Here is a 21,173-nt window from a genome sequence, read left to right as displayed (position 1 = left end):
GGCTGGGCGCACTCTTGAATGATCTGAGCCTTGAAGGATTTGGAGTAGGAACGGCGTTGTGGCTGCATGAAAGACCCGCTTAAAAGGCTAGAAATGGTGTCCACTTAAATCAGGTGGACACCATCGCCTTTGGCGTCGGGGCCAGGAAGGTGTGTTGGCCGGACGGATACCTGCGAAGGGGGATTCTGGGTACTACACACAACGAGCGGCAGCTTCTACGTTATCGTGACATTTGAGCGGACATATGGCTGGTATTCGCTGATGCAGTTCAAGTCTTCAGGGCAAGCCAAACTTCGCTTACCCCTACGCCTACTGCACTAACCCATCTTCCTGACCAACCTTCGGCTTATGAACAAGAATCACGCACCGGCTTCGAATTCTTCCAGAAGGTACAAAGCCACTGCGCCGGCCAGGTTTACGCACAATCCAGCTTCATATTTTGTCGGAGGGATGGCGTCCGATGCTGCTCCATGTGCATCACCATGCTTGTTTCTCATATCACCTATGCCCCAGATGATCGAACTCAAACCCTCAATAGTTTTCTCAATGGGCTTTCCTTTTACCTCTAACCCAAGAGCATCAATGGCCTTGCTGAAAAGCGCTTTATTACTATCAGTCGGCTTCCCGCCCCGCTGCTCAATGATCCACTTCAGCGTCGACTCAAGCAGGGCTCTTGCAGCAGTAATAGCGCCGCTTGGGTCTGTAATTCGTCGATGGAGAGCTTTGTCCCACTTTTCTCGAATGCTATGGCTTGGAACTCTCTCGAACAGGTCAGCTAGAGACTCATCTAACGGCGTGGGCTGACCTGAGAACTGCTGTAAAAGTTGCTCGCCCTTGTAGGTGAGCCCTCCTCTCACAAGTATGACGGCATAATACCCATTACCAGAATGGTGCTCCTTTCTGGATATCATCTGTTCTATGTAGCCTAGACTGTGGGCATGAACTATTGTCTTAGCAAGACTCTGGAATTTTTTGATATCGTCGGATGAGGAACTATCTGGCTCGAATGACTTCACTCCCGAATGAATCTTGCGGAGCACCTCATGCAGCAATACATCCATAGCCATGTCGTCTACTCCTGCTGTGCCGCCAATTAAAATTCACTTACCGGAACGACAAACAGCAGCCAGAGGAATCCGAATTTTGCTCGACGGTCAAACTATCCCGAGGCAAGCCTTAATGGTATCGATGCGCGAAATAAAAGACGCACCGGCAAATATCAGCAATGCAGCCAGAGCCAGCCATGCAGTCAACGGAACCTTATCCCTGACCAACGAAAAATGCTTCTGCTCATCAACCCAATCAATCTGGTATTGCCAAAAGAACTTGTAATGCGCATACCAGTCGCTGAAAAGAATTTGCTTACTAATAGACGAATTATAGTAGCGCGCCTCTAAGCCAGAAAGCTCGCCCTGGTATGCTGTAAAATCCGCATCAGCCGGAAGTGACTGTACCTTTCGATAGAGGTCTCTCAGTCCGTTATATATCTTGGTGAGCTCTATAGCAGACTTTTCATATTCTGACTTTTTGGAATCATATACAGAGATATAGATCCCGATAATCCCTATCACAGCCATGGTGGCGGATATATTTTTTGCAGACAGCGAGTCATATACGAGGGCAAAAATGCCCACGGCGGTTCCCAAGAAACCAATAAAGCCTGGGACTTTTTCCACGATGTCATACGTGGCCCAGTGCTTTCGACCACCAAAGCCCACGTTGTAGCCTGTCTCAGCGATGTTCTTGAGTAATGCGGCCTGGCTCATATGTTCTCGCTAATAGGTACTTGAATTGGGCTGCGGGCAACAACCACCCCATCCTTGATGATATAGCACTCCACCATGTGCTCGCCCTTGAAGCTCGTCGACTCTTGAATAGACTCGCGCCCTGAGTCACTAGTAATGCTGCCACGAATGCAGTCACGCCTTTCAGCCTCCTCTCCGGTATTCAGCACCTTCCACTTCACCGTGTAAGGTGGCAAAACCCCGTTATGAGTGATTCTGAATTTAAGCGTCTTACGTGCACGCAAGGGCAAACCAAGCTGGATCAGCTCACTGAGCAGACGCTCCCTGAAGCCGTCCTGCTCAACATCGCAATCGACCGACAGAGGGAAGCGAATATCAACAGGATACAGATCCTCGATGAACTGCTCTGTATTCCTGAAGCTGTAGGCAGAACCCAAAGACTCCATGGCGCTGCGCGTGGTTGTACGGGTTGAAGGAAAGCTGCGCCCAAAAATCTTCTTCCAGCGGTCGCCCTCATACTCCTCTCCCTGCGCCTCGATGGCTTTAACGCAGAGTTCATAGGCACGCTTAGCAGGCTTTTGGAATTTCTGTTTGACCTTCACATGCTGACGGCTACCTAGGGCTGCGTACCGGTCTTGCTGGGGAAGGTTCTTGGCGTACTCGAAGAAATCCCTAACCATGCAGTCGTATGAGCCGAAGCTTGCATTGGCATAAGCATCAGTCGACGTGAGGAAGTTATGCGCCAGGGTATCGATCAGCAGACCGCCGATACCAATGCCGTGCTTGTTCTTCCATGCACGAAGCATTTTGCACAGTCGCCGCAGGTTCCCATTTTGGTCATCATCAACCGTCTTGGTAGCCTCGATTTCATCCTTGGGCTTGGTGATTTTCCAAGCGCCACCATTATAGGTGTCGGGGTATACGAAGCTGCCGTCGCCCTGCCTGAAGACCGGCTGAACCTCAACGTTGAAATTCTGGAACGTGACACATACCACCAGGCGATCCACGGTGATCTTGGTGGCGGGATAGCGCTTTAGAATTGCATCGCGGGCGTCTGACAACAGCGCTGACTGCCCCCCATCCTTGTTGTAGGTCTCCCACGCGCTGCCGGGCATGATGTAGAGCATGTCCAGGTCTGAAACGCCTTCGATAGCTGTCCAGCGCCCATAAGAGCCAACCTGAAGGTTGTTGCTTGTTGAATCAAAATCTCGGAAATACTTATTCAGTGACCGGGTTATCTCTGTATATCGGTCTTCAATGGTTGCGTGGTTAGTGATGCGCAGATTGCCCAAGAACTCTCTGAAAATCGTTGAAGTCGACATCGTGATCCCTTACACGTGATATTCCCAAGCAGCCTGCCTCAGAGCTTTCCGCATGGTAGCCGAAGGCGATTGCGGGTATCTATCGCTGCGGCAAACACCGCTAAGTCGGCCAGGCTAACCCAGCACTAGATGTAGCTTTGGCATAGCGCAGCGCTCGGTAGATACGGAAGGTCAAACAGGTATAGGGATTGGCGAATTGTGCGCAGCTTCAGATATTCGCTTTTAGCCGCTGGGTGACGCTGGAGGTGTGCTGCTTCTGGCTAACAGCGGACATCCGCAACAAGACGTTGTTCTGCGTCCGCAATCGATGTCACGCGACCAACCCGGAGCGGGTTCAGCCATTGAGCGGTTCGTTAGCCCCGGCACGATCAGGGCAAAGAAACGCTGGCACAGCCCGGACATAGACCAGTTCAGCAACCAGCTCGACAAGGGTCTGGGTGATCACCGCAGCGGCGGCGAGCCCCCGCAGCTCTTCAGGCAGCGCTAATGCAAGGGGCAGCACCACCAGTGAATTGCGCGTCGAGCTGCTGAAGGTCACAGCCCTTGCTGACTTCACAGACAGCTTGAACGCTTTGGAGACCAGTGCACCGATTACAGGAGCCAAGAAAGCAAAGGCGATGTAGACCGGCAGAACGGGAGCAAGCCTGTCGATCTCATTCACTACGGGAGCAATCTGCGAGCCGACCACGGCTATGAGCACCGCCGCCATGGCCGGCACAGGTAACCAGGCCCAGGCATCAGTCCATGTCTTCACCGCTGCGGAGCGCTTTACCAATGCTTCTGTCAGCAGTGCCAGGATCAGCGGGGCCATGATGAGTGCCAGAAAGGCTTCGACAAAGGGGCCTATCGACACGACCACCCCCGAAGTATCACTCAGCATAAGCCCCAGGTAGAGGGGTAAAAGAGCAAGCTGAAGTAACAGCAAAATCGGCGTCGCCGAAAGGATCAGGCGTGAGTCACCCCGGCCAATGTGGGTGAACACAACCACGTAATCGATGCAGGGCGTCAGTAACACCAATAGCACGCCAATCAGGATGGCGGGATGTCCATCCAAGAAGCGGGTCAGCCCCCAAACCAGGAGAGGAATCAAAACAAAATTGGCGACTAGGAGCGCAGCCATGAAGGGCTTGTTGCGCATGCCATCTTTAAGGTTCAGGAACGGAATCTGAAGAAACATCGCATACATCAGAACAGCGATGGTGGGCGTGACCAAGACCGACAATCCCTGGGCGGTGTTCGGAGCCAGCAAGCCGCCAATCGCCGCGACAATCACTGCTACGAAGTAGATCGGTACTTGGTTCTGCTCTAGTGCATCTCTTGTCATGGTTCACTCAAAGTCATGGTTTGCTCTCCGCGTTAGGGAGGACAAGGATGGTTAGCTAGGGATAAGGCAAGCAGCGCTAACGGCCAATGGTCATTCATCAATGGCTGCTTCAGGCCTGTACTTGCAGGTCAAAAAGGGCAAGGTCGACCCAAACTGGGCACCCTGAAAATTCGATCATTGGCCAAAAACGGAAGCACTGATTTTTCCAGCATGCATCCTAGCCCGCCCCACCTAAGCCGCACAGGTATCGCCATGGTGCTTGTGCCTACTCCCCGAGAATGGTCTCATTGCGGAGCAATTCGTACGGCAACCGTATCTTCATACCAATGAGGGTCGGAGCAAATACCTCCCACCACTATACATATCGACATCATCCCGATGCCCAGGCGTAAGGTCACAATCCAAGTAGTGCTTACACTGAGCATGGCATTGCTGCTGGTCATGGGTTGGCATATGTCTTCCCTGTTGGTTGGTGCAGAGCCGCAAGCGGGATTCAAGAGCGAGTCAACGCACAGCAGCTTGCTGACAGAGGCAGCCCCCTCTTGCGTCTTTTGTGCAGGTCACCGGCACTCGCCGATGACTGCCGACCATGTGCACGAGACCCCTTACCTTGGGCCGCTGCTTATCCTGCCAGCCCAGGCAGAAAGCAACATCCTGGCTACCCTGCCGGATCAAGCCGCACCAACTCGCCCGGTCTACTTGATTGAGCGCCCTCCGCGATCCAGCCGCGTGATCTAAACAAAGCCGCACTGCGGCTAAAGACCACTGCAATCCAGGATCAACTTATGCAATCGCTTTCTCCGCGCGAGCCTGGGGCGTTGTTTGCGCACCTGCGCCGCCCGATGCGCTTATTACTGCTCGCTATCGTGCTGATGCTCGTGGGCATGGCAGATGCACTGGCTCAAGACGTCACCACGAACGATATCGCGTCGGCGGTAGTTCCCGTGCCACCCACCTCTGTAGAGGGTAGATATCAACCATGATGGAAACAGAGACAAACACTCGCTTTCCCAGCCCCTGGAGCCTGTTGCTTATGGCCTGGGGTATTGCGTTGGTTTCGACCTTAGCCGCCTTGTTCATCGGCGAGGTCATGGGCAAAACGCCCTGCGTGCTCTGCTGGTTCCAGCGCGCATTCATGTTTCCACTGGTCGTGATTCTGGCCGTTGGTTGCTACACCTCGGATTTCGGCGTCTGGCGTTATGCGTTGCCGGTTACCGTCGTGGGCGGGCTCATCGCGCTCTACCACAGCCTGCTCTACTTCGGGGCCATACCAGAGAGCATCAAGCCCTGTGGGGCAGGCCCGTCCTGCTCCAGCGCTGACATGACGATTTTCGGCAGCGTCCCTCTGCCACTGCTTTCGCTGGTCGCATTCACCCTTATCGCTGTTCTTCTTGTTCTCATCCGTCGGAGGTCTTCCCTATGAGCAGACGTGCAATCGTCCTCGTGATCAGCATTCTTACTGCGCTCGGCTTCGCTGCTGCGGCGTTCTTTTATGATCGATATTCGGCCAGTGAAGAGACTCCGCCAGTTGCTCCAGTCGCTAGCTCATTGGTGCGCTTCCATTCGCCCGTTATCGGCACCGCCAATGCGCCCGTAACCATCGTTGAGTTCTTCGATCCGTCCTGCGAGGCCTGCCGCGCCTTCTTTCCAGTAGTGAAACAGATCCTGGCTGAGAACCCGAACGATGTGCGCCTGGTGCTGCGTTACGTCCTCTTCCATGAAGGCTCTGAAACAGCAGCAAGAATCCTCGAAACTGCACGCAAGCAGGGGGTCTTCGAGCCTGTTCTGGAAGCACTCATGGTGGCGCAACCGCAATGGCACAGTGACCCACAGGTGCTGAAGGCCTGGGAGGCTGCTGAAGCGGCAGGCTTGGATGTGGAGAAGGCCCGTGCAGAGATGATGGCTGCCGATATCACCGAGACGCTGAAAAGGGACTCTCAGGATGCCCAGGCGGCTGGTGTGCGCCAGACACCTACGTTCTTTGTGAATGGCAAGCCGCTATTGAGTTTCGGCGCGCAGCCACTGAATGATCTGGTCAAAGCTGAAGTCGAACAAAGCAAATAAGCGCTAACCGTCTGCATACAGCTGAGCCAGACTCACCACCTGCCATGTAGCGTGCCTCGCATGGCAGGTGGTGGCGCATGTTTAGTGGCGGTGGCTTTTCCCAACATGGGTGTGGCCATCATCCGGAAGCGCACTGACACCGCCAGTGGTATTCAGGCGCTGGAGGATTCCACACTCATCTACGCCGCGCTCAGAGGAACAGCGGTGTCGTAACTCAATCAGCTGTTGTTGCAGGGCCAGCAGACTGGTCACGCGCGCTTGCACATGCTCAATGTGCTCATCCACTAAGCTATTCACACCCTCACAGTTCCCCTCTGGCCGATCCATCAGCGCCAGCAGGCTTCTGATCTCGTCCAGGGTCATGTCTAGCGTTCGGCAGTTGCGAATGAACGTAAGCCGCTCAAGGTGCTCACTGCTGTAAAGGCGGTAATTACCCTCGCTACGGGCCGGAGCCGGCAACAGCCCCTCGCGCTCGTAATAGCGAACCGTTTCAACCTCGCAATCGGCAAGCTTGGCCAGCTCTCCAATCTTCATGAATTACCTCTTCAGCAAACGCTTGACCCTGTAGTGGCTTTAGGGTGTTCACTCTACACAACTGTTCAACGAGGATACCTTCATGGCTGGCTGCTGCGGTGACGAATACAAACCTGAAGCGGTTTCAAAGGATGTCTGCTGTGACGCCAACGAAGCAAGCAAGTGCTCTGCCACAGCGGCGACAGCAGTAAATGCCGTAACCGGCTCCAGGCTCAGCAGCTTCCGCATTGCGCAAATGGACTGCCCTACCGAGCAGACGCTGATTCAGGACAAACTGAGCAAGCTCGCAGGCATAGATAAGCTCGACTTCAACCTGATCAATCGGATTCTTGGGGTATGGCACAGCTTGCCGTCGACCGCGCCTATCGAAGCGGCGATCTCGTCCCTGGGAATGCAGGCAGAACCGCTATCTGCTGAAGGGCAAGCCCGCATCAAAATCGAACAGATGGACTGCCCAACTGAAGAAAAGCTGATCCGCGACAAGCTGACCTCGCTACCCGGTATCAGTGCATTGGAGTTCAACCTGGTTCAACGTGTACTGACGCTCAGCCACACAGCAGAAGCGCTGCCAGCAGCACTGGCAGCGATTCGCGAGCTTGGTTTCACGCCAGTGGTTGAGGGTTCAGCAACAGCACGTGAAGAAGAGCAAGGCACCCCTCACAAGAAAGCCTGGTGGCCCTTGGCGCTCTCGGGGGTGGCCGCCTTATCGGCGGAAGTGATCCACTTTGCCGAGCTTGCGCCAGATTGGGCTGTGGCTGGCGTGGCGCTGCTCGCCATTCTGCTGTGCGGCCTGACGACCTATAAAAAGGGCTGGATCGCGCTGAAGAACCGCAACCTGAATATCAATGCGTTGATGAGTATCGCTGTGACCGGTGCGGTGCTGATTGGGCAATGGCCAGAAGCGGCCATGGTCATGTTCCTCTTTTCTGTCGCCGAGTTGATCGAAGCGAAGTCGCTGGATCGGGCTCGCAATGCCATCCGTGGCCTGATGGATCTGACGCCAGAGCGCGCCACGGTGCAGCAGGTCGATGGCACATGGCTGGAAGTTGACGTTAAAACCATCGCCGTAGGCGCATTGGTCAGGGTTCGACCGGGCGAACGAATCGGTCTCGATGGCGAAGTTACTGCCGGCAACTCCACCATCAACCAAGCGCCCATCACGGGGGAAAGCCTGCCCGTAGAGAAAACCATCGGCGATCCGGTTTTTGCGGGAACCATCAATGAAGCCGGCTCCCTGGAATACCGAGTCCTGGCCGCCGCAGCCAACACCACGCTGGCACGTATCATTCACGCGGTCGAAGAGGCGCAGGGTTCACGCGCGCCGACCCAGCGCTTTGTCGATCAATTCGCCAAGGTATACACCCCTGTCGTATTCCTATTCGCCCTGGCTATCGCCATTGTGCCGCCACTCTTCATGGCCGAGCCCTGGTACGACTGGATCTACCGTGCCCTGGTACTGCTGGTGGTTGCCTGCCCTTGCGCCTTGGTCATCTCGACACCTGTCACCATTGTCAGTGGTTTAGCTGCGGCTGCACGCAAAGGCATCCTGATCAAAGGCGGCGTTTATCTGGAAACTGGCGGCAAGCTTGGCTTCCTGGCCCTCGACAAGACCGGAACCATTACCCATGGCAAACCCGTGCAAACCGATTACATGCCACTGGTTGAACAGGACTCAGAACTCTGTCGCACTCATGCTGCCAGCCTCGCCAGTCGCTCTGATCACCCGGTTTCGCAAGCGATAGCCAAGCACGCCACTGAGAATGGCCTGATGTTCGCTACCGTTGAGGGATTCGAAGCCCTGCCGGGTCGAGGTGTACGGGGCACCATTGAAGGCATGGATTTCCACCTGGGTAACCACCGTCTGGTGGAAGAGCTTGGCCTCTGCTCACCCGAGCTGGAAACGACGCTGGAACGTCTCGAACGCCAAGGCAAAACAGTGGTGGTGTTGTGCAATCCGCAGCGTGCCATTGCCCTGTTCGCCGTTGCCGATACCGTCAAGGACTCCAGCCGCCAGGCAATCGAGGAGCTTCATGCGCTGGGTGTGAAGACCACGATGCTGACTGGCGATAACCCGCACACCGCAGAAGCCATCGCACAGCAGGTGGGCATCGACGAAGCACGCGGCAATCTCCTGCCAGTCGACAAATTGCAGGCCGTTGAAGCATTGCAGGCGCGCGGCTACGTTGTTGGGATGGTGGGCGACGGCATCAACGATGCGCCTGCGCTGGCGAAGTCCGAAATCGGCTTCGCCATGGCCGCCGCCGGCACGGACACGGCCATCGAAACTGCGGATGTGGCCTTGATGGATGACGACCTGCGCAAGATCCCGGCCTTCATCCGCCTATCCCAACAGACCGCCGTCATCCTCAAGCAGAACATCGTGCTGGCGTTAGGGATCAAGGCCCTGTTTCTCGCCATTACCCTAACGGGGCAGGCGACGATGTGGATGGCCGTCTTTGCCGACATGGGCGTCAGCCTGCTGGTGGTGTTCAACGGCCTGCGCCTGCTTAAAAAGTAGGAACGGAGGATTGAAGATGAAAGCAGCATTGCAACTGGCAATTGAACAAGCCTTTCAACAGGCCGAGCACGCCATGCAGGAGAGACGTAATACCGATGCCTTTGAATGGCTGGAGCGCGCACACATCCTGACTCAACGCCAGCCCTTGCTGCACGCTAGGTCACACTGGCTGATGCTCACGCTCGGTTGGCAGATTGGCGATTATCGCGAGGTGGCCGGGCAAATACCGCGCATTTTCGCGGCCTTGTTGTTCTCCAAAATCTGGGTGCCCCTCGGCAATACAGGCCGCTCCAGAGTCAGCGCGTTCAAGCCCATGCCGGTTCCTGAATAACTCCAGGCCTTGCTTGCGAGCGATGAGCAAAACCCATCCAGTCGGTGATTGTGTCCATGCAAGTCGATCTCGCCACCCAGCTGCCGTGCACACTTGCAGAGGTGATCGCCCAGGTGCGCACACCACGCCTGCTGCGTCAGGTTGCTTCACCCTTATTGAGTTTCAGCCCGCTGGCTCCGGCTGAGTTTCCTGATACCTGGAGCGAGGGCACCTACTGGGTCAAGCTGAAGCTATTCGGCGTACTGCCCATTGGCCGTCAGGCGATTGTGATTACCTACCCGCAGACGGAAAACGCTCAGACCTTCATGCTCAGAGACAACGGCTATAGCCCGCTAATCACCAAGTGGGATCACGTCATTACGGCTCAAGAAGTGAGTGGCGGAACGCTTTACCGAGATCGCGTGACTATCGAGGCCGGCATCCTCACCCCGTTCGTGTGGCTTTTTGCGCGCCTGTTTTACGCCCACCGTCAGCGCCGCTGGGCAGCTTTGGCGGCAAAAGGCTTTAGCCACTGAAGCACGCCATGCCCAGACAGGGCTGCTCACCTAGAGAGCAATACCTCTTGGCCACTGAAAATTCGCTCCCCCAGGCAACCTCCGTGGTCGGGGCAGCTTTAATACAACCTGAAGCAGGTACGGGGTCAACTTTTGACCTGCATCAGGCTACACCCGTCTTCGAGGTCTATATTGGCTACTGGTGACTCACCCCACGACCCACTTTCACCTGCAAGGAACTGAGCAATGAAAGCACCAAAACTCGCCGCGTTCGCTTTGGCGGCTGCGCTTTTTCCGGCCTTAACCTTTGCGCAGCAGGACTCCAGTGCCACCAGCCAGGCTCAACAGCAGCCAATGAGCGTTGAGCAATTTGATCAAGAGATGGCGAAGGCACAAGAAAACCTGAAGAAAATGCAGGAGCAAATGAACCAAATTCAGAAAGCTAGCGACCCTGCACAGCGTCAGAAACTGATGCAAGAGCACCAAACCATGATGCAGCAAGGAATGCACATGATGAACGGAATGCGTGGCGGCGGAATGATGGGGTGCTGCGGAGGGGGCATGCAGGGCGGTCACATGATGGGTGACGGTCAGATGATGGGCGGTGGCCACATGATGGGTAACGGTAAGATGATGGGTGGGGGCCACATGATGGGCTGGGATCAAATGGGCAGCCACTACTCCCAGATGACGCCTGAGCAGATGAAGCAGCATCAATACATGATGGACAGGTACATGGGTATGCAACAGATGATGATGGATCAGATGATGCAGCATCAGCAGCATATGGGCATGCCACAGCGCTAAAGGCTCATCATCGCTGTCACTGATCCGTCCTGTTCTCGCAACTACATCTGACAGTCCGTATGAGGATGGACTGTCGGTGTCAGCGATGTCTGTCCACGCCACGAGTTTTGTTTTTAATCCATGGTCGCGAGTTTTTGCGATCACAGACATCGGTCAGCTAGACCGGGCTGGTAAGCGCCTTGTTGATGCTCTTGCTATCCATATCAGCCGCTTCGAGCATCCATCCGTTCGCATCGACATTGTGATCTGTTGCAGGCCCCAACCCAGCAATGGCATGACTTTCAATCGCGGTTGATCTGACGATCTAGGATCTTGAGTTGGGATCTAGAGCGCCATTGGCCACTCGTAGACGGGGGCGAAACCTCCACCAGGGGTTCGGAAGTTAGTGGTCTGCCCTTGATAGAGCCGGGCCGCCACCCATTGCACTTCGCCGTCGTATACGTAGTCGCGCAGGTCGAACTTTAGTGCCTGCGCAGGCGCGTCAGCCGAGATCACGCGCTCACCGGGTAGCACCAGTGCCTGCGCCACATACTCACCGGCAAGAATGTCCTGCCAGACACGTTTGGTGAGTTTGTCCCCTCGGTACGCGGCGCGACTGCCAAACCCTGCGAAGGGCTTGAAGAACCGCGTGCGCCGCTCACTCCATAAGCGCTCTGCATTTTCAGCCGTGACTATTTCAGTGCGCGGAATGCCGGCCAGCAAGATAGCCTGAATGTTCGGGGCTACGCCCAGCGCCTGGAGGCTGTCTGCATTGCTGAGCAGGGCTAGGTTGCGTTTATCGGCATACAGAGCGTGCGCCTGCGGATGGGGGGTAAGCACCGTTGCGTTGGACAAATAGGCTTCGCGCAAGGTGTCACAGGATGACGACGTTAAGTAGAAATCGGTCAGCCTGTTGTAGACCAGGTCAATGGCCAGGTCACCGTGCCACAGACGGTTGTCACGCAGACTCAACTCAGTCGGATCGGCGATGACTGCTTGCAGGCCGTGCCGCTCAAACAGTTGCTGGAACAGCAAAAACTCGGGGTACAGGTACTGCTGTGCAGGCGCCTCATCGACGATGGCAATCGTGCGCAGTGGCTGCTGACGGCCACTGAGCGACCATTCGCGGCGGAACATCGCCACGATATTGGCTTCCAGCGTACTCGCCAGGGTTGGCGCAGGCAGCAGGCTATCCATCGGCGGGCAACAGGCCCGTTGTGCCCTGGCCAGCACGGCGTTGAGCATCGCGCCGCCAGCGTTGGTGTTGATTTCTATCAGCCCGAAACTGTCATCGGCCACATGAAAGTCGTAGCCAAAGAAGGCGCCTCGGGCGCCGCCTGGGTCATGCCGGGCAATGGCCGGCGCCGTGGCCAGAACCTGTTCTCGATAGGCCGGCAGAGCAATGACGGACTCAATGGCCTGAATCAAATCGCCCATGCGTGTCAGGTGATCTGCGGAGACAAACACCGGAAACGCGGAAAACAGATAGGGGCAGCGCTCCCGTATCAGTTCCAGCAACCCAGGCTGGCCAATTTCCGACTCCAGCGCCGAACGCAGGGCCTGCTCACTGAGGCTGATGCAAAAACACCTGTTGTTCAGCGCTTCAATCGCAGAGGCCTCAAGGGTTTCAGGCGAAAGCTCTGGTGGCTTCATGGACATCTTGGGTTGTAGCCGTCACTGCGCCGTCGAGAGCCAGCCCAGGGCGTTCACAGCAGTCGGAATCTTTCCAAGGCTGAACCCCCTTTTCGTGGATCGCCCACGCAGGCGTGGCGAGGATGTCGTAGATCATCATCTGGCCCATGTCAGTGATCCTCTTGAATTCGGCCTGAATGTTCAGGTTCTGCGCCACTTCACGGGCGACAGCTTCCAGTTTCTTGCAGTTGGTGCAGCCCGAGTCGAGGAGTTTGACGTTCAGGATGTAAAGCGCCTTCGAGTGCTATTCAGCGTCCAACCTCTGCAACCTGTTGTAAAGCTTAAAGGACTTGGGGCCTATTCCCATTTGCTGGATCAAGGCCCCAGCCGAGAACCACCCATGCGTTTAGCTCGCCGGCAACTGATGCTTGGGCAGACCGATGGATATCAGCGCGGCCAGCACGACGAAGGCACTGGAGACCCACAGGCAGGCTTGCAGCCCGTATTGCTGGAAGACCCAGCCGGACAACAGTGTCCCGACCAGCCGGCCTAGCGCGTTGGACATGTAGTAGAAGCCGACATCCAGCGACACGCCGTCTTCCTTGGCGTAGCTGACGATCAGGTAGCTGTGTAGCGACGAGTTGATGGCAAAGACTGCTCCGAAGATCAGCAGCCCGCCAACCAGCACAGCCTGCTTGGAATAATCGCCATCCAGGCCCAGCGCAATGGCAACCGGAATGCCGGCCAGCAGCGCCGCCCAGAGAAACGCCGCCCGGCCATCCGGCACATGCCCGCTGCGCTTGCCGGTCAGGGCCGGAGCGAAGGATTGCACGATGCCGTAGCCGATGATCCAGCTGGCCAAAAAGCCACCGACCATCCAGAAGTCCCAGCCGAAAACCGTGCTCAGGTAAACCGGCAAGGCAACCACAAACCAGACATCGCGGGCGCCAAAGAGGAACAGGCGCGCGGCGGAGAGGATGTTGATCGCCCGGCTTTTGGAAAGGATGTCCTTGAACTTGGGCTTGGCTTTGGCCTTGCCCAGATCCTTCTTCAACAGGAACAGACTGGCGATCCAGATCACCGCCAGCACGCCGGCCATGGTCAATACCGCGCCGGCAAAACCCAGCACGGCCAGCAGGGCGCCGCCGAGGAAGAAACCCACGCCCTTGAGCGCATTCTTCGAGCCGGTGAGGATTGCCACCCACTTGTACAGCGTGCCCTGCTGGGCATCGGGCACCAGGAGTTTGATGGAACTCTTGGCCGACATCTTGTTGAGGTCTTTGGCGATCCCCGACAGCGCCTGTGCGCCCATGACCCAAGGCACGGTTAGCCAGGCGGCGGGCACGGTGAGCATCAGCAGTGCGACCACCTGCATCGCCAGGCCGATATTCATGGTGCGATTAAGGCCCAATCGGGCGCCGAGGTAGCCGCCGACCAGGTTGGTGACTACGCCGAAGATCTCGTAAAACAGAAACAGCGCGGCAATCTGCAAGGGGCTGTAGCCCAGGCTGTGGAAGTGCAACACCACCAACATGCGCAAGGCGCCATCGGTGAGGGTGAATGCCCAGTAATTGCCGGTCACCAGCAGGTACTGTTTGACCTCCGGGGCCAGGGCTGACAACGCCTTCATGCTTGCATCCCTACTTGGTTAAACGGCCAGGCCGACCAGTTTGGCCAGCTCCACGGTGCGGTTGGCATAGCCCCATTCGTTGTCGTACCAGGCATACAGCTTCACCTGAGTGCCGTTGATGACCATGGTCGACAGCGCATCGATGATTGAGGAGCGCGGGTCAGTGCGGTAATCGATGGAGACCAGCGGGCGTTCCTCGTAGCCGAGGATGCCTTTCAGCTGGCTGTCGGCAGCAGCCTTCAGCAGTTGGTTGACTTCCTCCACCGTGGTGGCCCGTTCGACTTCGAACACGCAGTCGGTCAGCGAGGCGTTGGCCAGCGGCACGCGCACGGCATGGCCGTTCAGCTTGCCGCGCAGCTCGGGGAAAATCTCGGCGATGGCGGTGGCCGAACCGGTGCTGGTCGGGATCAGGCTCATGCCGCTAGCGCGTGCACGGCGCAGATCCTTGTGCGGGGTGTCGAGGATGCTCTGGGTGTTGGTCAGGTCATGAATGGTAGTGATCGAGCCATGGCGGATGCCGAGGTTCTCGTGAATCACCTTGACCACCGGAGCCAGGCAATTGGTGGTACAGGAGGCAGCGGTGACGATGCGGTGCTCGGCTGGATTGAACAGCTGCTGGTTGACACCCATCACCACGTTCAGTGCGCCTTTCTCCTTCACGGGCGCGCAGACCACGACCCGCTTCACGCCCTGATCCAGGTAAGCCTGCAATACCGCCACGGTCTTCATCTTGCCGCTGGCCTCGATCACCAGATCGCAGTCCGACCAGTCGGTGTCGGCAATCGCCTTGTTGGCGGTGACCTGGATGCGCTTGCCGCCGATCACCACGCAATCGCCTTCGCTGCCGGCTTCGTGGTGCCAGCGACCGTGCACCGAGTCGAAGTTGATCAGGTGCGCATGGGTGGCGGCATCGCCTGCCGGATCATTGATGCGGACAAATTCGAACTCGGGCCAGTCCCAGGAGGCGCGCAGCGCCAAACGACCGATGCGACCGAAACCGTTGATACCAATTTTGATAGCCATGTTTTTCGACTCATCTACTGGAGTTAGTGGGCAGCATCGAACTGGGTGATCCAGTTGATGTGGGCAGGGTGTTGAATAGCCTTGGGACGCAGGGCTTGCACCAGGGCAATGGCATCGGCGCGGGGAATGCCGGCCTCGATCATGATCCGCGCCGCAATCAGCCCGGTGCGTCCCGAGCCGCCCTTGCAGTGGATGGCGATGTCCTGGCCCGCATTGAGCCGCTCAAGGATGCTCTGTTTGCAGGCTTTCCAGCCCTGGCCGAAATCTTCGAGCGGTACTTGCTCATCCGCCACCGGCAGGTGGAACCAGGCCATGTCTTGCGCCTGGCATTGCTTGCCGATGTCCTCGGCCTCGTTGGAGGCCAGTTCGCTTGCCGGCATCAGGCTGATCACGGCAGAGGCACCGGCCTGTTTCAGCGTGGCCAGCGAGTCGACAAGGCTGCTGTCTTTGGTGCCGGGACAGGGCGTGAAGATGAGTTTGCCTTGGATACCGGGAATGCTGAGCCGGTCGTAGGGGTGATTCATTGAGAGGGTTTCCTGGTAGTCAGATGGCGCGCTGGTTGACGCGCTTGGAGAGTTCTTCAGCGGACTCTTTACGTTCCGAGTAACGGTCGACCAAATAGTCGCTGTGGCCGCGCAGCAGCAGGGTGAACTTGACCAGTTCCTCCATGACGTCCACAACGCGGTCGTAATAGCTGGAAGGTTTCATGCGCCCGGCCTCGTCGAATTCGAGGTAGGCCTTGGGCACTGAAGACTGGTTGGGGATGGTGAACATGCGCATCCAGCGCCCCAGCACACGCATCTGGTTAACCGCATTGAAGGATTGCGAGCCTCCACAGACCTGCATCACGGCCAGGGTCTTGCCCTGACTGGGACGGATGGCACCCATGGTCAGCGGTATCCAGTCGATCTGCGACTTGAATACGCCGGTCATAGCGCCGTGGCGCTCGGGTGAACACCACACCTGACCTTCAGACCAGAGCACCAGGTCGATGAGTTCCTTGACCTTGGGATGGCTGCTGTCGGCATCGTCCGGCATGGGCAGGCCGGAAGGATCGAATATTCGGGTTTCCGCGCCGAAGGCTTCCAGCAAGCACGCCGCTTCCTGGGTCAGCAGACGGCTGTAGGAGCGCTCACGATTGGAGCCATAGAGCAGCAGAATGCGCGGCTTGTGCTCGCCTTCGGCGAGGCCCAGGTTTGTCGGGATAGAGCGGGCAAACAGCTCCTCGGCGACGTTGGGCAGGTTGTCGATCATGGGTTTGTACCTCTTGGGCTACAACGAGCCGATTCTGTTCAGCTCGGCCTTGAGCGCATCGCTGTCGAGTTGAGTAAAGGGCAGCGCGATAAATGCGCTCACGCGTGTCTGAATCTGCTGGATGGTGGCTGCAAACGCGGCGTCAATTTCCGCCTCAGAACCGTTGACTTCGGAGGGGTCACTCAGCCCCCAGTGACAACGAGTCGCCGGGCCAAAGAAAACGGGGCAGGCCTCTCCGGCTGCGTTGTCGCAGACGGTAATGACGATGTCAGGGGCGAGAGCCTGATGGGCATCGGTTGATTTGCTGTACAGCCCATCAACATCGAATCCGGCATCAAGCAGTGCCTGCAAGGCCAATGGGTTGACCTCTCCCTTGGGGTGACTGCCCGCACTAAAGGCCCGCATACCCTTGGGGGCCAGCGCATTGAAGATGGCCTCCGACAGGATGCTGCGGCAGCTATTGGCGGTGCAGAGAAACAAAACGTTCATGGTCATCCCCAGTGCCTGGTATTCAATCGCAGGCAGGCTTGCGCCCAGGGCGATCACGCATTTGCCAGAGGCGCTGCACATCCTGGCGCAACCACTCGGCATTGTTGTCCAGGGTCTGCTTGAGGATATCGGTCACCCATTCCGGCAGCTGCGGGTGCAGGCGGTAGTACACCCACTGACCATTGCGTCGATCCTCCAGCAGACCACAGCCGCGCAGCAGGGCCAGGTGCCGGGATATCTTGGGTTGCGCCTCTTCTAGTGCAGAGGTCAGTTCACAGACACAGAGTTCCTGTTCCAGGGTCACCAGCAAGGCGATTCGCGCCCGCGTTTCCTCGGCCAGGCATTTGAAGACCTCGGTTGGCGACATGGCATGCAGGGTGGAAGCTTCATTCGCCGGTTTACTTTTAATCAGCACGAACATCTTTATCCGTTCATGTATCTCATGCAGGGTCTTGCGATAGGCATCTTTCTGCGAGCTGGTCGCTGGGTCTTCGAAGTTCCAGGCGATGTACTCACCGGCCCCTGGAAGTGCCTGGCACTCCAGGGCGGACTTGTCACACAGGGTGATCACATAGTCGAACGGCTCGCCAGCGACCTGCTCGATGGACTTGCTGTAAAGCCCATCAGTGGGAACACCAAGCTGCTCCAATGCGTTGCGGGCTCGGGTGTCGACTTCAGTGGGGGCGGAGCCTGCGCTGTAGACTTCAAAATGTTCTGAGTCGGTGTGGCGCAGCAGGGCTTCGGCCATCTGCGAGCGTGAGGAGTTCGCGACGCAGAGGAACAGGACGCGCTTTTTCTGGCTCATGTTGATCCCTATCAAAGATGCACATGAGAAAATATATTATTTTTCGAATATGCAGTAAAGTGAATATGCGGCGCGTTGCGCGCCAAGGGAACGAGGATAGGCAGCAAAGATGACAAATGCGTGTGAAGTCGCGATGAAGCAGGCCTCTGGGGCTCAACTGGGAGTTTTTGAGCGCTACCTGACCCTGTGGGTGTTCCTGTGCATCGTGGTGGGCACCGTGCTTGGCTTGGTTGTGCCGCAAGCGGCTCAGGCCGTCGGCGCCCTGGAGGTGGCGAAGGTCAATATCCCGGTTGGCCTGCTGATCTGGGTGATGATCATTCCGATGCTGATGAAGATCGACTTCAGCGCCATCAGCGAAGTGCGCCAGCAGAAGAACGGCATGTTCGTCACGCTGTTCGTTAACTGGGCGGTCAAGCCGTTTTCCATGGCGCTGATTGGCTGGTTCTTTATCAAGCAGGTGTTTGCGCCCTGGCTGCCCGCCGAAGAGCTGGATAGCTACATGGCCGGCTTGATCCTGCTCGGTGCGGCGCCCTGCACGGCGATGGTGTTTGTCTGGAGCAACCTGTGTAAGGGTAATGCCAACTTCACTCTGACCCAGGTGGCACTGAACGATCTGGTCATGGTGTTTGCCTTTGCGCCTATCGTGGCGCTGTTGCTGGGCGTTTCTTCGATCCCGGTGCCTTGGGACACCCTGCTGCTTTCCGTGGTGATGTACATCGTCATCCCGCTGGCCATCGCCCAGTTTCTGCGGGCTCAACTGATGAAGCGCGGCGAAGCCTATTTCGAGAATGTGCTGGCGAAGATTTCGCCATTTTCCATCATCGCTCTGCTGGCCACTCTGGTTCTGTTGTTCTCCTTCCAGGGTGAGTCCATCGTCGAGCAACCTCTGATAATCGGCATCATCGCGATCCCCCTGCTGGTGCAGACGCTGTTCATCGCGGCACTGGGTTACTGGCTCTGCCATACCCTGAAAGTGCGCCACGACATAGCGGGCCCGGCCACCATGATCGGCGCCTCCAACTTCTTCGAGCTGGCCGTAGCCGTGGCCATTGTCTTGTACGGATTCAACTCGGGTGCCGCCCTGGCAACCGTGGTCGGCGTACTGATCGAAGTGCCCGTGATGCTATGGCTGGTACGCATGGTCAACAGCACACGCAACTGGTACGAGAGCAGCCTCAACAATCGCTAGGGGGTCAGAATGCGCTTTATCGACAATGCACCACGCTTCCTGTTCTTCACCGGCAAGGGGGGGGTCGGAAAGACCTCCATTGCCTGCGCGACAGCCCTGGAGCTGACCCGTCAGGGCAAGCGAGTGCTGCTGGTCAGCACCGATCCGGCCTCCAATGTCGGGCAGGTATTCGGTCTGGAGATCGGCAATCACATTACCGCCGTGCCTGCCGTGGAAAACCTGGCGGCCCTGGAGATCGACCCACAGGGCGCAGCTCAGGCCTATCGGGATCGGATTGTGGGCCCGGCGAGGGGTGTCATGCCTGCTGATGTGGTCAAAGGCATGGAGGAGCAATTATCGGGAGCCTGCACGACCGAGATCGCAGCCTTCGACGAATTCACCTCACTGCTGGTCAACGATGAACTGAAGGCCCGCTTCGATCACATCATTTTCGATACCGCCCCGACCGGGCACACGATTCGGCTGCTGCAACTGCCGGGGGCCTGGAGTGGATTCCTGGAGGCGGGGCAAGGCGATGCATCGTGTCTTGGGCCGTTGGCCGGTTTAGACAAACAACGTGACCAGTATCGCGAGGCAGTAAAGGCGCTTTCTGATCCAGCCAAGACCCGTCTGGTTCTGGTTGCCAGGGCACAGGCCGCTACCCTGCGCGAGGCTGCCCGCACACGCGAGGAGCTTGCAGCCATTGGATTGCAAGAGCAGTACCTGGTGATCAACGGCGTGCTGCCGGCGAGTGAGGCGCAGAAGGATGTCCTGGCTGCCGCCGTCTATAAGCGTGAACAGGCCGCAGTCGCCGCCATGCCGCCAGCGCTGCGAACACTGCCGCTCGATCTGTTGCCCTTGAAAGCATTCAACCTAGTGGGACTGGATGCCCTGCGACAACTTTTGCTTGAGGGCTCTGCTGACGGCACGCAGGCGCCGGCCAGTGCGCCGATTGAATTGAACGCTCCACGACTCAAGTCCCTGATCGACGAGATCGCCGCCGATGGTCATGGCCTGATCATGGTGATGGGCAAAGGTGGTGTCGGGAAAACGACTCTGGCCGCAGCGGTTGCCGTCGAGTTGGCTCGACGTGGGCTGCCCGTGCACCTGACTACTTCTGATCCTGCCGCGCACCTTGCCGAGACACTGGATGGCACGCTTGAGCACCTGACGCTGAGCCGCATTGACCCGCATACCGAGACACAGCGCTATCGTGATCACGTCATGCAAACCAAGGGCGCGGGCCTGGATGAGCAGGCTCGGGCGCTGCTGGCCGAGGATCTGCGTTCACCCTGCACCGAAGAGATCGCCGTATTCCAGGCTTTCTCGCGAATCATCCGTGAAGCCGGCAAAAAGTTCGTGGTGATGGACACCGCCCCGACCGGCCACACCTTGCTGCTACTGGATGCCACCGGGGCTTATCACCGCGACATTGCTCGGCAGATGTCGGGCAGCAACATGCGCTTTTCCACGCCGATGATGCAACTCCAGGATCCTAAGCAAACCAAGGTGCTGTTGGTGACCCTGGCCGAAACCACTCCTGTGCTGGAGGCTGCTGGCCTGCAAGCTGATCTGCGTCGTGCCGGCATTGAGCCTTGGGCATGGGTGATCAACAACAGCGTGGCAGCCGCAAAGACTGAATCACCGCTATTACATAAACGGGCGGTCAATGAACTGAGGGATATTGAGCATGTCGCGACGGAGCACGCGCAACGCTATGCGGTCATTCCGCTCATGTCGGAGGAGCCGGTAGGGGTTGAGCGTTTACTCGCTCTCAGCAAGTAATCTGCATCAATGAGAAGGCCCGCATTCTGCGGGCCTTCTGCTTGAAAGCGCTTACTTCTTGATGACCTCAAGGTAATCCTTGAGGGTTTTCTCGTCAGCCGCTTTGACCGTCATGCCATTCGGGCCGGAACCGATATCAGTGAACTGCTTGGCTGGCTCGCCAGTGGCTTTGAAGTCCTTCAGTTCCTGAGAGTCTTCGCGGAAAACCCAGAGACGACCATCCTCAACCTCGGTAACAAAACCAGGCTTATCGAATTCGCTGGCCATAA

Annotated in this window: 22 protein-coding genes; 8 read left to right on the top strand and 14 right to left on the bottom strand. The window is 57.3% G+C overall.

Translation table 11 applies throughout. The features are described 5' to 3' along the window. Window positions 1-359: 359 nt before the first annotated feature. From DBO86_RS05980 to DBO86_RS05965, 4 genes are all read right to left on the bottom strand, one after another. Window positions 360-1,067 carry an abortive infection family protein gene (locus DBO86_RS05980; protein WP_108233212.1) on the bottom strand — a complete coding sequence of 236 codons (708 nt, stop codon included), beginning with the start codon at window positions 1,065-1,067 and terminating at the stop codon, window positions 360-362. Window positions 1,068-1,154: 87 nt separating this feature from the next. Continuing rightward, window positions 1,155-1,766 carry an SLATT domain-containing protein gene (locus DBO86_RS05975; RefSeq protein ID WP_108233211.1) on the bottom strand — a complete coding sequence of 204 codons (612 nt, stop codon included), beginning with the start codon at window positions 1,764-1,766 and terminating at the stop codon, window positions 1,155-1,157. Then, window positions 1,763-3,067, bottom strand: coding sequence for a nucleotide-binding domain-containing protein (locus tag DBO86_RS05970; RefSeq protein ID WP_167399103.1), 1,305 nt, complete (start codon window positions 3,065-3,067; stop codon window positions 1,763-1,765). Before DBO86_RS05970 ends, DBO86_RS05975 begins: the two co-directional genes overlap by 4 nt. A gap of 334 nt (window positions 3,068-3,401) precedes the next feature. Then, window positions 3,402-4,391 (bottom strand): arsenic resistance protein, encoded by a 990-nt coding sequence (locus tag DBO86_RS05965; RefSeq protein ID WP_075750424.1) that lies wholly within the window; start codon window positions 4,389-4,391, stop codon window positions 3,402-3,404. 979 nt (window positions 4,392-5,370) lie between these two features. Here DBO86_RS05965 and DBO86_RS05955 point away from each other — a divergent pair. Next, entirely contained in the window at window positions 5,371-5,814 is a 444-nt protein-coding gene (locus tag DBO86_RS05955; RefSeq protein WP_011911809.1) for a disulfide bond formation protein B, read from the top strand. Then, window positions 5,811-6,455: a DsbA family protein gene (locus tag DBO86_RS05950; protein WP_095461390.1), complete on the top strand. Its 645-nt coding sequence runs from the start codon at window positions 5,811-5,813 to the stop codon at window positions 6,453-6,455. Before DBO86_RS05955 ends, DBO86_RS05950 begins: the two co-directional genes overlap by 4 nt. 81 nt (window positions 6,456-6,536) lie before the next feature. On the opposite strand, the gene cadR is transcribed toward DBO86_RS05950, so the two are convergent. Then, entirely contained in the window at window positions 6,537-6,989 is a 453-nt protein-coding gene (gene cadR, locus DBO86_RS05945) for a Cd(II)/Pb(II)-responsive transcriptional regulator (RefSeq protein ID WP_108233209.1), read from the bottom strand. Window positions 6,990-7,224: 235 nt separating this feature from the next. Here cadR and DBO86_RS05940 point away from each other — a divergent pair, with 235 nt between their 5' ends. From DBO86_RS05940 to DBO86_RS05925, 4 genes are all read left to right on the top strand, one after another. Continuing rightward, a complete protein-coding gene (locus DBO86_RS05940; protein WP_011911888.1) occupies window positions 7,225-9,507 on the top strand; it encodes a heavy metal translocating P-type ATPase in 2,283 nt (760 codons plus the stop codon). Between the two features lie 16 nt (window positions 9,508-9,523). Then, a complete protein-coding gene (locus DBO86_RS05935) occupies window positions 9,524-9,838 on the top strand; it encodes a DUF3703 domain-containing protein (protein ID WP_108233208.1) in 315 nt (104 codons plus the stop codon). A 56-nt stretch (window positions 9,839-9,894) separates the two neighbouring features. After that, window positions 9,895-10,353 (top strand): hypothetical protein, encoded by a 459-nt coding sequence (locus tag DBO86_RS05930; protein ID WP_041755877.1) that lies wholly within the window; start codon window positions 9,895-9,897, stop codon window positions 10,351-10,353. 225 nt (window positions 10,354-10,578) lie between these two features. Next, complete coding sequence (locus DBO86_RS05925; RefSeq protein ID WP_011911891.1) at window positions 10,579-11,139, top strand: hypothetical protein; 561 nt, start codon at window positions 10,579-10,581, stop codon at window positions 11,137-11,139. Window positions 11,140-11,463: 324 nt separating this feature from the next. Here DBO86_RS05925 and DBO86_RS05920 read toward each other — a convergent pair whose 3' ends face one another. The 8 genes from DBO86_RS05920 to DBO86_RS05885 form a co-directional block, all read right to left on the bottom strand. Then, complete coding sequence (locus tag DBO86_RS05920; protein WP_167399102.1) at window positions 11,464-12,771, bottom strand: hypothetical protein; 1,308 nt, start codon at window positions 12,769-12,771, stop codon at window positions 11,464-11,466. Further along, the gene (locus DBO86_RS05915; RefSeq protein WP_237141299.1) at window positions 12,746-12,988 is read right to left on the bottom strand and encodes a thioredoxin family protein; all 243 of its coding nucleotides are present in this window, start codon (window positions 12,986-12,988) and stop codon (window positions 12,746-12,748) included. Before DBO86_RS05915 ends, DBO86_RS05920 begins: the two co-directional genes overlap by 26 nt. 168 nt (window positions 12,989-13,156) lie before the next feature. Further along, window positions 13,157-14,380 carry an organoarsenical effux MFS transporter ArsJ gene (gene arsJ, locus DBO86_RS05910; protein WP_075750436.1) on the bottom strand — a complete coding sequence of 408 codons (1,224 nt, stop codon included), beginning with the start codon at window positions 14,378-14,380 and terminating at the stop codon, window positions 13,157-13,159. A gap of 18 nt (window positions 14,381-14,398) precedes the next feature. Continuing rightward, window positions 14,399-15,403 (bottom strand): ArsJ-associated glyceraldehyde-3-phosphate dehydrogenase, encoded by a 1,005-nt coding sequence (locus DBO86_RS05905; RefSeq protein WP_003118381.1) that lies wholly within the window; start codon window positions 15,401-15,403, stop codon window positions 14,399-14,401. Between the two features lie 23 nt (window positions 15,404-15,426). Beyond that, window positions 15,427-15,927: a cyclin-dependent kinase inhibitor 3 family protein gene (locus DBO86_RS05900; protein WP_108233206.1), complete on the bottom strand. Its 501-nt coding sequence runs from the start codon at window positions 15,925-15,927 to the stop codon at window positions 15,427-15,429. Between the two features lie 19 nt (window positions 15,928-15,946). Beyond that, entirely contained in the window at window positions 15,947-16,657 is a 711-nt protein-coding gene (gene arsH / locus DBO86_RS05895; protein ID WP_108233205.1) for an arsenical resistance protein ArsH, read from the bottom strand. 18 nt (window positions 16,658-16,675) lie between these two features. Further along, window positions 16,676-17,146, bottom strand: coding sequence for an arsenate reductase ArsC (locus tag DBO86_RS05890; protein WP_108233213.1), 471 nt, complete (start codon window positions 17,144-17,146; stop codon window positions 16,676-16,678). A 22-nt stretch (window positions 17,147-17,168) separates the two neighbouring features. After that, entirely contained in the window at window positions 17,169-17,951 is a 783-nt protein-coding gene (locus DBO86_RS05885; protein ID WP_028238019.1) for a metalloregulator ArsR/SmtB family transcription factor, read from the bottom strand. A 109-nt stretch (window positions 17,952-18,060) separates the two neighbouring features. Here DBO86_RS05885 and arsB point away from each other — a divergent pair, with 109 nt between their 5' ends. Together arsB and arsA are read left to right on the top strand one after the other, a co-directional pair. Next, window positions 18,061-19,140 (top strand): ACR3 family arsenite efflux transporter, encoded by a 1,080-nt coding sequence (gene arsB, locus DBO86_RS05880; RefSeq protein ID WP_208630375.1) that lies wholly within the window; start codon window positions 18,061-18,063, stop codon window positions 19,138-19,140. A gap of 9 nt (window positions 19,141-19,149) precedes the next feature. Next, complete coding sequence (arsA, locus tag DBO86_RS05875) at window positions 19,150-20,904, top strand: arsenical pump-driving ATPase (RefSeq protein WP_108233203.1); 1,755 nt, start codon at window positions 19,150-19,152, stop codon at window positions 20,902-20,904. A 51-nt stretch (window positions 20,905-20,955) separates the two neighbouring features. On the opposite strand, the gene DBO86_RS05870 is transcribed toward arsA, so the two are convergent. Beyond that, window positions 20,956-21,171: a hypothetical protein gene (locus DBO86_RS05870; RefSeq protein ID WP_108233202.1), complete on the bottom strand. Its 216-nt coding sequence runs from the start codon at window positions 21,169-21,171 to the stop codon at window positions 20,956-20,958. Window positions 21,172-21,173 lie beyond the last annotated feature (2 nt).

The organism is Ectopseudomonas oleovorans (genome assembly GCF_003052605.1).
Classification (GTDB): Bacteria; Pseudomonadota; Gammaproteobacteria; order Pseudomonadales; family Pseudomonadaceae; genus Aquipseudomonas; species Aquipseudomonas oleovorans_A.
This window is presented reverse-complemented; position numbering and strand designations above follow the sequence as displayed.